Origin of the sequence: Neorhizobium sp. BETTINA12A (genome assembly GCF_023006485.1) — a bacterium.
Classification (GTDB): Bacteria; Pseudomonadota; Alphaproteobacteria; order Rhizobiales; family Rhizobiaceae; genus Neorhizobium.
In genome coordinates, this window is record NZ_JALBGW010000038.1 from 1 (window position 1) to 15,677 (window position 15,677).

Sequence of the window (15,677 nt, forward strand, 5' to 3'; positions counted from 1 at the left end):
GATGCCTTCCAGATCGTCCCAAGCTTCCTGCTGGCGCTCGCCTTCGTCAGCGTCATCGGCGCCTCGGTGCCGGTCGTGGTGCTGGCGATCGCGCTCGGCGCCTGGGCCGATCCGGCGCGGCTGACACGAGCGCAAGTGCTTTCCATCCGCGAGCGGGATTATGTTGCCTCCGCGCGGGTGATCGGCATGCATCCCGCAGAAATCGCCTTCCGGGAAATCCTGCCCAACGCCCTGCCACCCGTTCTGGCGCTGTCCGCGATCATCGTCGCGGCGGCGATCCTCACCGAAGCCGCCCTTTCCTTCCTCGGTCTCGGCGATCCGAACGTCGTCACCTGGGGTTCGATGATAGCAGAGGGCCGCAACATCCTGCGCTCCTCGCCGTCGCTGTCGATCTTCCCGGGCATCGCGCTGGTGGTCACGGTGGTCGGCGTCTACCTCTTCAGCGAAGGCCTCACCAAGGCGCTTGGCGGCCGGAGGCTGGAGCCATGAGCACGCTGTGCGAGATCAGCAACCTCTCGGTCACCTATCGTGGCCAGACGCTGCCGGCGCTGGATCATCTCAACCTCGACATCGTCGCCGGCGAGCGGCTGGCGATCATCGGCGAAAGCGGTTCCGGTAAAAGCACGCTCGCGCGAGCCCTTGCCGGACTCTTGCCGCCGGGTGCCCGGCTGGCGGGCGAGATGCGATGGTCCTCCGGCCTGCCGCCTTTGCCCGGCCGCGATCTCGGCTTCGTTTTCCAGGACCCATCCTCCAGCCTCAACCCGGTGCTCAGCGTCGGCGAACAGGTGGCCGAAGGTGCCCGCCGGCATCTCGGCCTGTCGTGGAAAGAGGCTTATGCCCGCGTGCTAAAAATGCTGGAGCGAGTACGCATTCCGGAGCCGGACAAGGTGATGAAAGCTTTTCCGCACCAGCTTTCCGGCGGCCAACGGCAGCGCGTTGCAATCGCGGCCGCTCTCTCCGCCAAACCGGGCTTCCTGATCGCCGACGAGGCGACCAGCGCGCTCGACATGGTCGTGCAGGCCGAGATCGTCTCGCTGCTCGACGAACTGGTTCGTGAGGCCGGCATGACGCTGATCTTCATCACCCACGACATCGCGCTGGCTTCAGGTTTTGCGAACCGGGTGGCAATCTTCAAGGACGGCAGGTTGGTAGAATCGGGCCAGACCGGACATGTCCTTGCCTCCCCCAAAGAGACCTACACAAAGACGCTGATCGCCAGCCATCGCGACCTCACGACGCCTCCGCTCATCCGGGAGGCCACGCCGTGACCCTGCTTACGATCGAAAACCTCTCGAAGCGTTTTTCGTCCGGTGGCCGTGAAGTCGCGGCGGTCAGCGATGTTTCGTTGACGCTGGGACCCGGTGAGACGCTGGGCCTCGTCGGCGCCTCGGGCAGCGGAAAATCCACCCTCGCCCGCATCCTGATGCGACTGCTGCCGGCCGATGCCGGCGCCATCCGATTTGAGGGCGACGACTGGCTCTCGCTGTCCGGCGCCAATCTCCGCCATCGCCGCGCCAGGATGCAGATGGTGTTTCAGGATGTGCTCGGCGCCTTCAATCCGCGCGCGACCGTCGCCTCGGTGCTGGACGATCCGCTCCGCATCCACAACATCGCGCCGAAAGCCGAGCGAACGAGGGAGATAGCAGCACTTCTCGACCGCGTCGGCCTGCCGGCAAGTTATGGCGAACGATCGATCCGCGAGGTTTCCGGCGGCCAGCGACAGCGTATCGCCATTGCCCGTGCCATCGCCACAAAACCATCGCTGATCGTGCTCGACGAGGCAGTATCGGCGCTGGACGTCTCGATCCGCGGCAAGATCCTCGAACTGCTGGTCGAGCTACAAGAAGAGCGCGGCATCAGCTATCTTTTCGTCTCGCACGATCTCGCCGTCCTGCGCGCCGTCTCGCACCGGATCGCCGTCATGGAAACCGGGCGGCTCACCGAGATCGGGCCGATGCGGCAGGTGATCGAAAACCCGCAATCGCCTGCAGCCAAGGCGCTGATCAACGCTGTACCGCGACTTTTGACAGAACCAACGGAAGGACCCTCCCATGACGTTTGACCGCTGGAACCCGCTGAACGACGCGCCATCCTTTCCCGCTGTGCGTTACGCTGCGATCGCCGACCGGATCGCCAGAATCCTGAAGACCCGCAACGACGTGCTGCTGATCCAGGCGGAAGCGGTCGTCGCGCTGGAAGCGGCCGCCCTCAGCCTCGCCCGACCCGGCCTGAAGGCGATCAACATCGTCACCAGCATGTATGGCGGATGGTTCGGCACCTGGCTCCGGCGCGGCGGCGCCGAGGTCGTCGACCTCGCTGCAGAACCCGCCCGCCCGATCGGACTGGAAGCGGTCGAGGCGGCGCTGAATGCGCATCCGGACATCAAGGTCCTGGCCATCGTCCATGCGGAATCGGCAAGCGGCATCCGCAACCCGCTGGAGGAGATCATAGCGCTCGCGCGTTCCCGCGGCATCGTCACGGTGGTGGACGCGGTCGCCTCGATCGGCGGCCATGCACTTGGCATCGACGAACTCGGCATCGACATCGCCGTTATCGGACCGCAGAAAGCGCTGGCGGGACCCGCCGGGGTTTCGGCGCTTTCCGTCAGCCCTGCCGCCTGGAAACTGATTTCTGAACAAGGGGCGCCAAGGGATTCGATTCTCTCGCTTCTCGACCAGAAAGCCTGGCTCGAAACCGGCCGCGGTGCGCTTTCCGGCACCACCGCTCCCCTCGAATTCTTTGCGCTCGAAGCCGCCCTCAATCGCGTCGAGACGGAAGGCATCGATGCGATTGTCGCCCGCCATGTCCGCGCCGCCCGAGCGACCCGTGCGGCACTTGCCGCGATGGGCGGCGAACTCTGGATCGATGCCTTGCATGGTTCGAACCTGGTGACGACGGCCAGGCTTCCGGCCGCAGCCGACCCAACCGCCGTTCTCTCCGTCGCCCCGCGCGGCATCGAGCTTTCGGCCGGCGTCGGCCCCGGCGCCGAACGGCTGATCCGGCTCAACCATACCGGCCAGCGCGCCCGTTTCGATATCGTGCTCGGCAACCTGACGGCCTATGGCATGGCGCTTCGAAGGCGTGGGTTCAAGGCAGACATATCCGCTGCGGTTGATGCCATCGCTCTGCATTACGGCGACTAGTTAGAAGCCATTTTCGATCAGCCAGTCACGGGCGATCATCTCGTCCTCGGTGCCGATCCCGTGGTTGGCATCGAGCGTCCTGGCGGTAAGTTCCGCTCCGCCAGCGATAAGCCGCTCTTCGAGTTCCCGGGCCAGCGAACCGTAAAAATCGTCGGTCGCGCTGAGCGACAGGACATGCGTACTGGAAAGATCGACTGCCGGCCGATCTTCCAGGCAGTTCATCGACCGCAGCAGCACCGCTTTGCGGATCAGGCCCGGATGAAGCTGCATCACCGCGCCGATCATGTTGCCGCCGTTGGACCAGCCGGCAAAGGCCATCCGCGCCGGATCGACGCCATAGGCCGGACCGAGTTCCTCCACGAAGGCGACGAACGCGTCTGCTTCCGAGACGATCTCCTTCTGATCGAACGTCGTCTCCGTGAAACGACGAAAATATCGCGGGTGCCCCTCGTCCGTCGATCGCCCCCGCACCCCGATCAGCATGGCGTTTGGAGCGGCCTTGCGTCCGAAGGGCAGCATGGTCGTCTCATTGCCGCCGCTGCCGTGCAGCAGCACCAGCGTCGAACCATCCCAGCTCTCCGGCATGTGGATGCGGTGCACGAAAGGCAGGTCGCGATAAATGATGCGCTCCTCCCCCGGCAGGCCGAACTGCGGCAGCATGACCCGCAGGACATCGTGGTCTTCCTTGAAATGCGTCGGGATAAACAACTCGGACCCCAGCGTTTCAATCGGCTCGTCCGCCATGAAACCCGGCCCGTCCGTCGCCAGTTCGATCAGCGTGCCGGACGGCTCGCGGACGTAGAGCGAGTGGAAATAATGCCGGTCATGCATGTTCATCTCGCCGGCGTCCTCCACCAGCAATTTCGCATGCACCGCCTCGACCTCGGGCCGATCGACGGCGCGAAACGCGATATGGTCGATCGTGCCGGTGCCGGGTGCAGCAGTCCAGAAACCGCCGGCGTCGCGGACATCAACGATATCTCGCGCATCCGACATCAGCCGCTGGATATTGCCCTCCTTCGGCCCGAGCCTGAGGCCCATGTGCCGTGTTAGAAATTCCGCCGTCTGCTCCGGCTTTTCGGAAAGGATCGTCGCGCCGTGGAGTTTTCGGATCGCATCCGCCTCGGTTATGCCGCCGCCGCTCCACCAGACCCAGGGCGTCGTGTCCTCGACGCCGACGAGCTTGACGATGATGCCGTCGGGGTCGGTCAGGCGCAGCACCGGTTCGCCGAACTCCTGGGCCGGGCCGGAAAGTTTGACGTTGAACTGCAGCGCCCGCGTCAGCCAGAAACCGATCGCGTCGGGCGCAATCGCGAAACCGGTCTCGCTCGGCGCGCCATGCCCGACACGCCCGAGCGAGCCATCTTCCCAGGCAAGAAAGGTCACCAGCGAACCGGGTGTCGCCGCGCCATCGCCGTAGAACAGATGCAGCTGGCGAGCATCTTCGAAGCCGGCCGTCCGCTTGACGAGCCGCAGGCCCAGAAAGCCCGTGTAGAAATCGACATTCGCCTGGATCTTGCGGGTGATGGCGGTGATGTGATGCAGGCCGCTGGTCATGCGAAAGCCAAACCTTTCTTGTCAGTTATGGCGCGACGATATCAGGCAGGAACTGACCTTGCGATATGCACGGAGACAAAAGAAAGCGCGGTCAACATCCTGATGGGCATTCTCCCTCCCGCATCCGCATGCTCAGGCATTGGAATACCGACAGGCTCGTTGCCGAAAATTCAGGCGACACACAGGTCAAAAAATCATCACAGGCGGCTCCGTTTTCGGTCCAAATCGGTTGACTGATCAGCGTCAGTATGCAGGCTAGATAAAGGTCCCGAATCTTCATCTCATAATGGCCGTCTTTCCGGATATTTTTCCGGCTCTGTAATTCATTTTGGAATAAACCCGTGAGCAGCGATGCAACAGTTCGCGTCGCGAAGCCGTCGGCTTCGTTGGCGCTGGTGAATGCGGCAGGTTGGGGCAAAGGCTTCTCCATATTGACCCGCATTACCGTCATGGCCTTCCGTCATCCGTGGCAATCGAGCTTCGCGATCGGCGCGACCCTGATCGCCTCCAGCTTTCAGCTGATGATCCCGCGGCTTCTCGGTCAGGCGGTGGACCACACGCAGGTGGCGCTGACCGGCGGCGATGCCGGCCAGGCGGCACAGGATGCGCTGCTAACGACAGCACTGCTCCTGCTCGGCGCCAGCGTGCTGCGCGGCATCTTCACCCTGTTCCAGAACTATTTCAGCGAGGCGGTCGGCCATCATATGGGCTACCGCCTCCGGCTTGCCTGTTACGAGAAGATCCAGCGGCTCTCCTTCAGTTTCCACGACAGCATGCATTCCGGCGACCTGATCACCGTCGGGCTTCTCGATCTCGAAGGCGTGCGCATGTATTTCTCGACCGCGCTGGTGCGCATGGTTCTCCTGACCGTGCTGATCGGCATCGGAGCCTATCTTCTGCTGTCGACGGACGTGGTGCTCGGACTGCTGGCCCTGAGCTTCGTGCCGTTCGTCGGCTGGCGGTCGTCGGTGACCCAGCTCCGGCTGCGCGCCACCTGGCTCGACCTCCAGGAACGGCTTTCGGTTCTGACCCGCGTGATGGAGGAAAACCTCGGCGGCATCCGTGTCGTGCGTGCCTTCGCCGCCCAGGACCACGAGCTCGACAAGTTCGAGGTGGCGTCGAAGAGCGCCGTCTCGCTGGCACATCAGCGCGTCGGCATCCGCGTCGCCAATACCAGCGCCATGACACTGTCCTTCTTCGCCTCCATGGGCCTGGTTCTCTGGGTCGGCGGCACCAAGGTGATGGCCGGCGAGATGACCGTCGGCACGCTCACCTCCTTCCTCACCTTCATGACCATCCTGCAGATGCCGGTTCGCCAACTCGGCCTGATGGTCAACGCCTTTGCCCGCGCCTCCACCTGCGGCGCGCGCCTGTTCGAACTGCTCGACCTCGATATTGCCATCAAGGACGAGAAGGGCGCCAAGGAGCTGAAAGTCACCGAAGGCACGCTGCGGTTCGAGAATGCCGACTTCGCCTATCCGGGCGCCGAGAAACATCAGGTCCTGACCGGCGTGTCCTTCGAGGCCAAGCGCGGCGAGACGATCGGCATCGTCGGGCCGCCCGGCAGCGGCAAATCGACCATGGCGCACCTGATCCCGCGTTTCTACGATGTGACGGGCGGCAGGATCACCATCGACGGCCAGGACATTCGCCACACCACGCTGCAGTCGCTGCGCCGGTCTGTGGCCGTGGTCCAGCAGGACAGCTTCCTGTTCACGACGACAATCGAGAACAACATCGCCTATGGCGACCCCTGGGCCAAGGAAGGCCGCATCGAGCGCGCCAGCGAAAGCGCCCAGCTCCACAATTACGTGCTCGGGCTGCCGACCGGTTACGGCACCGTCGTCGGCGAACGCGGCGTCTCGCTCTCCGGCGGCCAGCGCCAACGCCTGTCGATCGCCCGCGCGCTGATGCTGCGCCCGGCGGTGATGGTGTTCGACGACTCGACGGCGGCAATCGATGCCGGCACCGAACAGCGCATTCGTACTGCAATGCGCAGATATGCAGCCGACCGGGTGACGATCATCGTCGCCCATCGCCTGAGTTCGCTGATGCATGCCGACCGGATCCTGTTCATGGAAGAGGGCCGCATCGTCGAAAGCGGCACGCATGACGAGCTGCTGGAGCTCGGCGGCCGCTACAAGGCGCTTTACGATCTGCAGGTACGTCCGGGCGACGACGCGCTCAGCGCCTGAGGGAGGATACATGGCCGAGGAACTGGAAACCGAACGCTCCGACGTTCGTGACGACGGCAGGCGCCCGCCCCGCGCGGTGGTCGGCTCGCATCGCATCGAAGAGGAAATCTTCGGCAAGGTCTTCGACAGCGACATCGTCAGGCGCATCTGGGGCTTCGTGCGGCCTTATCGCACCAAGATCTATTGGGCCGTGCTTGCGGTGCTGACCTTCACGGCGATGCAGCTCCTCATCCCGCTGATCATCCGTTACGCGATCGACCATGGCATGCAGGCTGGCAGCGACAGCCAGTCGATCTTGATCTGGTCGATGGTTGCCTTTCTTGTGGCGATCCTCATCAATTTCGCGGCCAGCTATGCGCAGGAAACGCTGGTCGGCGGTGTCGCCGAAGACGTGCTCTTCGATATCCGCAAGGCGATGTTCACGCATCTGCAGCGCGTCTCGCTCTCCTGGATGGACAAGACGGAGGTTGGCCGCCTGATGTCGCGCCTGCAAGGCGACGTCAATTCCATGCAGGAATTCCTCGAAACCTCGGTCCTCTCGGTCGGCGATATCACCCTTTTGTTCGGCATCGTGTTCGTCATGCTGACGCTCGATTTCAAGCTCGGCCTGCTGACGCTCTGCGCCCTGCCCGTCCTCTTCGTCGTGCGCCTGTTCTGGCTGCCGCGGGCGCGAAAATCGTTCATGGCCGCGCATGAGACCAACTCGATCGCCAACGGCGCGCTTGCCGAAGCCATCCACGGCGTGCGCGCCGTCCAGAGCATGGACCGCCAGAGCGTCAACTTCACACTCTATGACGACAAGGCCCGCGCCAATCTCAATACCCATCTGAATGCGGCCAAATACGCCCAGGTCATGGTGCCGATCGTGGATTCGCTGACCGGCCTTGCGATGGCGCTGGTCGTCGTGGTCGGCGGGGCCCGCGTGCTCAACCAGGCGCTCGACGTCGGCGTCATGGTCGCCTTCCTGTTCTACATCCAGCGCTTCTTCGACCCGATCCGGTCGCTGACACTGCAATATTCGGTGATGCAGCGCGCCATGGCATCCGGCCAGCGCCTGACCGAAGTGCTGGACGTGCCGGTCGATGTCCAGGATGCACCGAACGCCAAGGTCCTAACATCGGACATGGACGGCTCGGTCGAATTCAAGGACGTGGTGTTCGGCTACAATCCCAAGCACCCTGTGCTGAAACATGTGAGCTTCAAGGTGAACCCGGGGGAAACGGTCGCGCTGGTCGGCCCGACGGGTTCGGGCAAGTCGAGCTGCATGTCGCTGATCCACCGTTTCTACGACGTGCAGCAGGGCCAGGTTCTGGTCGGCGGTCACGACGTGCGCGACCTGACGCAGGAATCGCTCGGTCGGCAGATCGCCATGGTGCTGCAGGAGCCGTTCCTGTTCACGGGAACGGTGTTCGAGAACATCCGCTACCACAAGGCGGACGCGACCCGCGAACAGGTGATCGAGGCTGCCAAGGCGGTCGGTGCCCACGAGTTCATCATGCGCATGCCGGATGGTTACGAAAGCATTCTTGGCCAGCGCGGCGGCAATCTCTCGCTCGGCCAGCGCCAGCTTCTGAGCTTTGCCCGCGCGCTTGTGGCGGATGCGAAAATCCTGGTGCTCGACGAGGCGACCGCCAATATCGACAGCTATACCGAAATGCTGATCCAGAAGGCGCTGGTCAAGCTGCTCGAAGGCCGCACCGGCCTCGTCATCGCCCATCGCCTGGCAACCATCCGCGAGGCCGACCGCATCATCGTGCTCCAGAACGGCGAGCTGATCGAGAGCGGCAATCACCGCGAGCTGATGAAGAACAAAAAGCTCTATTCGAAACTCTACAATCTTAACTACTCGTCCTTCGATGATATCCCCGAGGATGTGATCGAAGAGGCGGTGACCGAGCAGGCGACGTGAAGCCGGTTTGGACCGTTCCACCCGTCGCGCCTGAAGCCGACGCGACACCAGAGCAGCCCACAAAAAAGCCCGGAGGCGTCTGACGCATCCGGGCTTTCAAGTTTCATCAGGCAATCTTGAAGGGAAAGCCGCGCCTCAGCGGCGCTGGTTATAGACGTCGACGCAGACGGCGCCGAGCAGGACCAGGCCCTTGATCACCTGCTGGTAGTCGATGCCGATGCCGAGGATCGACATGCCGTTGTTCATCACGCCCATGATGAAGGCGCCGATGACGGCACCCGTCACCTTGCCGACGCCGCCATAGGCGGAGGCACCGCCGATGAAGCAGGCGGCGATGACGTCGAGTTCGAAGCCGATGCCTGCCTTTGGCTGCGCCGTGTTGAGACGGGCTGCGACGATGAGACCGCCCAGCGCCGCCAGAACGCCCATGTTGACAAATGTCCAGAAGGTCAGCCGCGTCGTCTTGATGCCCGAAAGTTCGGCGGCGCGGATATTGCCGCCGACGGCATAGATCTGCCGGCCGATGATCGTGCGGTTGGTCAGGAAGCCGTAGGCCGCGATGAGCACCGCCATGATGATCAGCACGTTCGGCATGCCGCGATGCGAGGAGATCAGAAAGGCGACGTAGCCGACGCCGGCGAAGATCAGCAGGTTCTTGGCGATGAAGAAACCGAAGGGCTCCGTCTCGACGCCATGCGAAATGCGGCGCTTGCGGCTCGCGATATTCTGCACGATGAGGATCACCGCAAGAACGAGGCCGAGCAGGAGCGAAGTGATGTAGAGACCGCCGGCCGAAGAGATGAGCTCGACGATATAGCCGGACGACAGCTTCTGGAAGATTGGCGGGAACGGCCCGATCGAGCGTCCGTCGAGCACCGAAATCATCAGGCCCTTGAACACGAGCATGCCCGCAAGCGTCACGATGAAGGACGGGATCTTGAAATACGCGACCCAATATCCCTGAACGGCTCCGATCAACCCGCCGAGTGCCAGGCACAGGATCGTCGCGACGATGAAGTTGACATCATACTGAACCATCAGCACCGCGGCGACTGCCCCGATGAAACCGGCCACCGAACCGACCGACAGGTCGATATGGCCGGTGACGATCACCATCAGCATCCCAAGCGCCATGATGACGATATAGCTGTTCTGCAGCACCACGTTGGTGATGTTGAGCGGCATCAGAAGAACGCCGCCGGTGGCGACCTGGAAGAAGATGACGATGACGACCAGCGAGATCAGCATGCCGAAATCGCGCAGGTTGTCCTTCAGAAAACCGGCCGCGCTCTGCGGCACCGCGATTGTTTCCTGGGGGGTGCTCATACTTCTCTCCCTTTGCGCCGCATGATGGCGCGCATGATATTTTCCTGCGTGGCCTCTTCGCCGGCGACTTCGCCGACGAACGCACCTTCGTGCATGACCACGATACGGTCGCAAATGCCGATCAGCTCAGGCATTTCCGACGAGATGACGATCACAGCCTTTCCCGCATTGGCGAGCTCGTTGATGATCGTATAGATTTCGTATTTCGCGCCGACATCGATGCCGCGCGTCGGTTCGTCGAGGATCAGCACGTCAGGCTCGGTGAACAGCCACTTCGACAATACCACTTTCTGCTGGTTGCCGCCCGAGAGCTTTCCGGTTTCCTGATAGACGTTATGGCTGCGGATGCGCATGCGGGTGCGGAATTCCTGAGCCACCTTCATCTCGGCGATGTCGTCGATCACCCCGCGTGAGGAAACCCCGCCGAGATGGGCGAGCGAGACGTTCTTGCGGATGTCCTCCGGCAGGATGAGGCCGAGCTGCTTGCGGTCTTCGGTGACATACGCAAGTTTGGCCTTGATCGCGCGATGCACGTTGGAAAGGTCCACTTCCTTGCCGTGCAGTTTTGCGGTGCCGGTAATGTCGCGGCCCCAGGAGCGGCCGAAAACGCTCATCGCGAACTCGGTGCGGCCTGCGCCCATCAGGCCCGAAATGCCGACGATCTCGCCAGCGCGGGCCTTCAGCGACACGTTCTTGACCACCTGACGATCCGAATGCAGCGGGTGGTAGACCGACCAGTTGTCGATCTCGAAAATCACCTCGCCGATCTTCGGCTCGCGCTTCGGATAGCGGCTTTCAAGGTCGCGATCGACCATGCGGCGGATGATCTCGTCTTCTTCGACGGGCCCGGCATGGCAATCGAGGGTGCCCACCGTACGGCCGTCGCGCAGCACCGTGATGCGGTCGGCGACGGCGGAGATTTCGTTGAGCTTGTGGGAAATCAGGATCGACGTGATGCCATGCGCACGAAACTCCTTCAGGAGTTCGAGGAGCGCGGCACTGTCCGTCTCGTTGAGCGACGCGGTCGGCTCGTCGAGAATGAGCAGCCGCACATCCTTCGAAAGCGCCTTGGCGATCTCGACGAGCTGCTGCTTGCCGACGCCGATATTGGTGATCAGCGTATCTGGCCGTTCGGTAAGGCCCACCTTGGCGAGCAGCGTCTTGGTGCGCTCGTGCCGCTCATGCCGCTCGATGACGCCGTAACGCGCCGGCGGATTGGTGAGGAAAATGTTCTCCGCGATCGACATCAGCGGAATAAGCGCCAGTTCCTGATGGATGATGATGATGCCGAGCTTCTCGGAACCGTTGATGTCGCGGAAGTGGCGTTCTTCACCCGCGAAAAGGATCGAGCCTTCATAGGAGCCGTGCGGATACACACCCGACAGGACCTTCATCAGCGTCGACTTGCCGGCACCGTTTTCGCCGACGAGCGCGTGGATCTCACCTTCCTTGACGGTGAAGCTGACATCGGAAAGCGCCTTGATGGCGCCAAAGCTCTTCGAAATGCCCCGCATTTCTAGAATGGGCGGCTTTTCGGGAAGAGAGACAGGATCGAGCATAATGACTCCGGATAACAGGACCGCGCGGCGGGGTTGCCGCCGCGCGGGTGGAAAGACTTACTTGATCTGCGATTCCTTGTAGTAACCGCTGTCGACCAGAACCTGTTTCCAGTTGGACTTGTCAACCACGACTGGCTTCAGCAGGTAGGAAGGAACGACCTTCTTGCCGTTATCATAGGTCTTGGTATCGTTCACGGTCGGCTCCTTGCCGCTCATGGCCGCATCAACCATATCGACAGTCACCTTGGCAAGATCACGAGTATCCTTGAAGATGGTGGAATACTGTTCGCCGGCAAGGATCGACTTGACCGAAGGCACTTCGGCATCCTGGCCGCTCACGAGCGGCATCGCCATGTTGCCGCTTCCGTAGCCGACGCCCTTCAGGGACGAAAGGATACCGATCGAGATGCCGTCATAAGGCGACAGGACTGCATCCAGCTTCTTGTTGGAATAGGTGGAGGAGAGGATCGCGTCCATACGGGCCTGGGCGGTTGCGCCATCCCAGCGAAGCGTTGCGACCTTGTCCATGCCGACCTGTCCGCTGCCGACCTTCAGCACGCCCTTGTCGATCAGCGGCTGCAGAACGCTCATCGCGCCGTTGTAGAAGAAGAAGGCGTTGTTGTCGTCCGGCGAGCCGCCGAAGAGCTCGATGTTGAACGGGCCCTTTTCGGTGTCTGCCTTGAGGCCCTTCACCAGCGAGGTAGCCTGCTGGACGCCGACCTGGAAGTTGTCGAACGTGGCGTAGTAGTCGACGTTGGCGCTGTTGCGGATCAGGCGGTCATAGGCGATGACCTTGATCTTCTTGTCGGCAGCCTGCTGCAGCACGTCGGTCAGCGTCGTGCCGTCGATCGAGGCAATCACCAGCACCTTGGCGCCCTTGGTGATCATGTTCTCGATCTGCGAGAGCTGGTTCGGGATATCGTCTTCAGCGTACTGAAGATCGGTCTTGTAACCGCGCTCTTTCAGAACCTTGACCATGTTGTCGCCGTCGGCGATCCAGCGGGCGGAAGACTTGGTCGGCATGGCGACGCCGACGAGGCCCTTTTCCTGGGCGCTGGCCGGAGCCGCGACGACCAGACCGGCCAACATGGCCGCTGTCGCGAGATATTTGAACATTCGCATGGATTACTCCTCCTTTGGAGCGGCTCCCTTCGAGCCGCCAATCTTGTTGAAGGGCGACCCCTCGCCGCCCTGAGAACCGAAACGGTCAGTGATTGTCGCGCGGAATGCCATTGGTCTGGGCAATCCGCTGGTATTTGACGGCCGGCTCCAGCACTGCGCCGGTTTCGAGCTGGCCGACATAGTGGCGCTGGATTTCCTGCCAGGGCGTCTGATGCTCCGGATAACGGTATCCCCCGTCGGCTTCCAAAGCCTTGCGGCGCTCGGCCATCTCCTCGTCGGAGATCAGGATGTCCGCGGTGCCGCGACCGACGTCGATGCGCACCCGATCGCCGGTCCGCAGTATCGCGAGACCACCACCGGCGGCGGCTTCCGGCGAAGCATTGAGGATCGACGGGCTGCCCGAGGTTCCCGACTGGCGGCCGTCGCCGATGCAGGCAAGCGACGAGATGCCCTGCTTCAGAAGATAATCCGGAGCGCGCATGTTGACGACTTCCGCCGCACCCGGATACCCGATCGGGCCAGCGCCGCGCATGAACAGGACCGTATGCGCGTCGATTTTGAGGGACGGATCGTCGATCCGGTGATGATAATCCTCCGGCCCGTCGAACACGACCGCCCTGCCTTCGAAGGCTTCCGGATCGTTCGGGTTGGAGAGATAACGCTGACGGAATTCCGGCGAGATGACGCTGGTCTTCATGATCGCCGAAGAGAACAGATTGCCGCGCAGCACCCGGAAACCGGCATGGGGCTTCAAAGGCTCGTCATAGCGGCGGATGACCTTCTCGTCCTCGATGATCGCGCCACGGCAGTTCTCGCCGATCGTCTTGCCGTTGACCGTCATCGCGTCCTCATGGATGAGGCCCTGGGTCATCAGCTGGTTGACAACGGCCGGGACGCCACCTGCATGGTAATAGTCCTCGCCGAGATATTCGCCGGCCGGCTGCAGGTTGACGAGCAGCGGCACTTCCTCGCCATAGGTCTGCCAGTCGTCGACGGTGAGCTCCACGCCGATATGCCGGGCGAGCGCGTTCAGATGGATCGGCGCATTGGTCGAGCCGCCTATCGCCGAATTGACGCGAATGGCGTTGATGAAGGCTTCCTTGGTCAGGATTTCGGAAGGCTTCAGGTCTTCCTTGACCATCTCGACGATGCGAAGCCCGGTCAGATAGGAGACTTCCTGCCGGTCGCGATAAGGCGCCGGGATCGCGGCAGAGCCCGGAAGCTGCATGCCGAGCGCTTCGGCGAGCGAATTCATCGTCGTCGCGGTGCCCATCGTGTTGCAATAGCCGGTGGACGGCGCCGAGGAGGCAACGAGCTTCACGAAGCCCGCATAATCGATCTCGCCCTTGGCCAGCAGTTCGCGTGCCTTCCAGACGATGGTACCGGAGCCCGTGCGCTCGCCGCGGAACCAGCCGTTCAGCATCGGGCCGACGGAGAGCGCGATCGCTGGAATGTTGACGGTTGCCGCCGCCATGAGACAGGCCGGGGTGGTCTTGTCGCAGCCGATCGTCAGCACGACGCCATCCAGCGGATAGCCGTAAAGCACTTCCACGAGGCCAAGATAGGCAAGGTTGCGGTCAAGGCCGGCGGTCGGGCGCTTGCCCGTTTCTTGGATGGGATGGACCGGGAATTCGATGGCAATCCCGCCTGCTTCGCGAATGCCCTCGCGCAGACGATGTGCCAGCTCCAGATGGTGCCGATTGCACGGCGAAAGGTCGGAACCCGTCTGGGCGATACCGATGATCGGTCGGTCGGACTGCAGTTCCGCCTGGCTGAGACCGAAATTCATGTAGCGCTCAAGATAGAGCGCCGTCATATCGACATTCGACGGGTTGTCGAACCACGCGCGAGAGCGGAGCTTTCTGGCCACCTGGCCACCCTTGCCGGTTTCGGCGATCTCGTTCGAAGTTACGTTTTCCGAATTGGTCATCATCAGTCCTCAAATACGTCTGTTTCAATGCGCCGGCCCAGCATAAAGGCATCGGCGACATGCACCAGCGGCGAGAAATCGGCATCGCTGCGGCTTTCGGCCACCAGCGCGACGAAATCACGATAGAGATTGCGGTATTCACGGTCTTCTTCGACGATCGCGCTTTTGCCATCGACGAAAAGACGACTGCCGCCATGGGTCAGAACGATCGGACCCTCGTCGGTCTCCGCACGGATGTCCCAGGTCTGCGGTCCGGTCTGGCGCCAGTCGAATTCAGCCGAAACCGGCACGCCGCCATCCGTTTCGAAAGACAGGCTTGCCGCAATCGGCGCCGCCCGGTTGGCCGGGAAGGTCAATTCGGAACGGGTGAGATGAAAGCTCTCCGGCAGGATGCGCGTGACGATCGACAGCGCGTTGATGCCGGGGTCGAAGACGCCGAGGCCGCCCGGCTCCCAGATCCAGGCCTGGCCCGGATGCCAGTGGCGGACATCTTCCTTCCATTCCACCGCAACGCTGCGAATCCTGCGTTTGGCAAGCAGCGCCCGTGCCGGCTCGACAGCTGCGGCCGCGCGCGAATGCCAGGTCGAGAACAGCGAAACACCCTTCGCCTTAGCGAGTTTTTCCAGCGCGTAGACCTCAGAAAGCGTCGCACCCGGCGGCTTTTCGAGCATCACATGCTTGCCGGCATCGAGTGCTGCCTTTGCCTGCTCGAAACGGCCCACGGGCGGCGTACAGAGAGAGACGGCATCGAACTCGACGTCCGAGGCGAGCAGGTCGCCGATTTCGTGGAAACAGGCGATGTCATCGAGCTTGGCGTGACGGCTGGCGACGGCGACGAGCTCGATGCCGTCGGTCGCTTCGATCGCGCCGAGATGCTGATCCCTTGCGATCTTTCCAAGCCCGACAATGGCGACGCGAATGGGAGCCATGGCCGCC

The 15,677-nt window shown here is 62.5% G+C and carries 12 protein-coding genes; 6 read left to right on the forward strand and 6 right to left on the reverse strand.

The annotated features are described in order from the left end of the window. The 4 genes from MOV61_RS12650 to MOV61_RS12665 all read left to right on the forward strand — a co-directional run. Window positions 1–489: ABC transporter permease (locus MOV61_RS12650; protein WP_247136807.1), on the forward strand; the 489-nt coding region annotated here is incomplete at its 5' end. Then, on the forward strand, window positions 486–1,268 hold the full coding sequence (locus MOV61_RS12655) for an ABC transporter ATP-binding protein (RefSeq protein ID WP_247136808.1): 783 nt from the start codon (window positions 486–488) through the stop codon (window positions 1,266–1,268). The genes MOV61_RS12650 and MOV61_RS12655, both read left to right, overlap by 4 nt. Next, window positions 1,265–2,062 carry an ABC transporter ATP-binding protein gene (locus MOV61_RS12660; protein WP_247039815.1) on the forward strand — a complete coding sequence of 266 codons (798 nt, stop codon included), beginning with the start codon at window positions 1,265–1,267 and terminating at the stop codon, window positions 2,060–2,062. Before MOV61_RS12655 ends, MOV61_RS12660 begins: the two co-directional genes overlap by 4 nt. After that, a complete protein-coding gene (locus MOV61_RS12665; protein WP_247136809.1) occupies window positions 2,052–3,143 on the forward strand; it encodes an alanine--glyoxylate aminotransferase family protein in 1,092 nt (363 codons plus the stop codon). Before MOV61_RS12660 ends, MOV61_RS12665 begins: the two co-directional genes overlap by 11 nt. On the opposite strand, the gene MOV61_RS12670 is transcribed toward MOV61_RS12665, so the two are convergent. After that, window positions 3,144–4,700, reverse strand: coding sequence for a VOC family protein (locus MOV61_RS12670; RefSeq protein ID WP_247136810.1), 1,557 nt, complete (start codon window positions 4,698–4,700; stop codon window positions 3,144–3,146). Window positions 4,701–5,041: 341 nt separating this feature from the next. Here MOV61_RS12670 and MOV61_RS12675 point away from each other — a divergent pair, with 341 nt between their 5' ends. Then, the gene (locus MOV61_RS12675; RefSeq protein ID WP_247136811.1) at window positions 5,042–6,895 is read left to right on the forward strand and encodes an ABC transporter ATP-binding protein; all 1,854 of its coding nucleotides are present in this window, start codon (window positions 5,042–5,044) and stop codon (window positions 6,893–6,895) included. Between the two features lie 10 nt (window positions 6,896–6,905). Continuing rightward, window positions 6,906–8,804, forward strand: a complete 1,899-nt coding sequence (locus MOV61_RS12680; RefSeq protein WP_247136812.1) for an ABC transporter ATP-binding protein — start codon at window positions 6,906–6,908, stop codon at window positions 8,802–8,804. Window positions 8,805–8,939: 135 nt separating this feature from the next. Here the strand turns inward: MOV61_RS12680 and mmsB are convergent, their stop codons facing one another. From mmsB to MOV61_RS12705, 5 genes are all read right to left on the reverse strand, one after another. Continuing rightward, entirely contained in the window at window positions 8,940–10,130 is a 1,191-nt protein-coding gene (mmsB, locus tag MOV61_RS12685; protein ID WP_038543709.1) for a multiple monosaccharide ABC transporter permease, read from the reverse strand. After that, window positions 10,127–11,689: a multiple monosaccharide ABC transporter ATP-binding protein gene (gene mmsA, locus MOV61_RS12690; protein WP_038543711.1), complete on the reverse strand. Its 1,563-nt coding sequence runs from the start codon at window positions 11,687–11,689 to the stop codon at window positions 10,127–10,129. The genes mmsB and mmsA overlap by 4 nt, the downstream gene beginning before the upstream one ends. A 57-nt stretch (window positions 11,690–11,746) precedes the next feature. Next, on the reverse strand, window positions 11,747–12,778 hold the full coding sequence (chvE, locus tag MOV61_RS12695) for a multiple monosaccharide ABC transporter substrate-binding protein (RefSeq protein WP_244446674.1): 1,032 nt from the start codon (window positions 12,776–12,778) through the stop codon (window positions 11,747–11,749). Between the two features lie 118 nt (window positions 12,779–12,896). Continuing rightward, window positions 12,897–14,741, reverse strand: a complete 1,845-nt coding sequence (locus MOV61_RS12700; RefSeq protein ID WP_157885240.1) for an IlvD/Edd family dehydratase — start codon at window positions 14,739–14,741, stop codon at window positions 12,897–12,899. A 2-nt stretch (window positions 14,742–14,743) separates the two neighbouring features. Next, the gene (locus tag MOV61_RS12705) at window positions 14,744–15,670 is read right to left on the reverse strand and encodes a Gfo/Idh/MocA family protein (protein WP_038543715.1); all 927 of its coding nucleotides are present in this window, start codon (window positions 15,668–15,670) and stop codon (window positions 14,744–14,746) included. Between the last annotated feature and the right edge of the window lie 7 nt (window positions 15,671–15,677).

What these genes read in the sequence shown, in the direction of transcription:
- MOV61_RS12700 (WP_157885240.1), bottom strand. Translation starts at nt 14,741, where the DNA reads ATGACCAATTCGGAAAACGTAACTTCGAACGAGATCGCCGAAACCGGC.
- mmsA (WP_038543711.1), bottom strand. Translation starts at nt 11,689, where the DNA reads ATGCTCGATCCTGTCTCTCTTCCCGAAAAGCCGCCCATTCTAGAAATG.
- MOV61_RS12705 (WP_038543715.1), bottom strand. Translation starts at nt 15,670, where the DNA reads ATGGCTCCCATTCGCGTCGCCATTGTCGGGCTTGGAAAGATCGCAAGG.
- MOV61_RS12655 (WP_247136808.1), top strand. Translation starts at nt 486, where the DNA reads ATGAGCACGCTGTGCGAGATCAGCAACCTCTCGGTCACCTATCGTGGC.
- MOV61_RS12680 (WP_247136812.1), top strand. Translation starts at nt 6,906, where the DNA reads ATGGCCGAGGAACTGGAAACCGAACGCTCCGACGTTCGTGACGACGGC.
- mmsB (WP_038543709.1), bottom strand. Translation starts at nt 10,130, where the DNA reads ATGAGCACCCCCCAGGAAACAATCGCGGTGCCGCAGAGCGCGGCCGGT.
- chvE (WP_244446674.1), bottom strand. Translation starts at nt 12,778, where the DNA reads ATGTTGGCCGGTCTGGTCGTCGCGGCTCCGGCCAGCGCCCAGGAAAAG.
- MOV61_RS12665 (WP_247136809.1), top strand. Translation starts at nt 2,052, where the DNA reads ATGACGTTTGACCGCTGGAACCCGCTGAACGACGCGCCATCCTTTCCC.
- MOV61_RS12670 (WP_247136810.1), bottom strand. Translation starts at nt 4,700, where the DNA reads ATGACCAGCGGCCTGCATCACATCACCGCCATCACCCGCAAGATCCAG.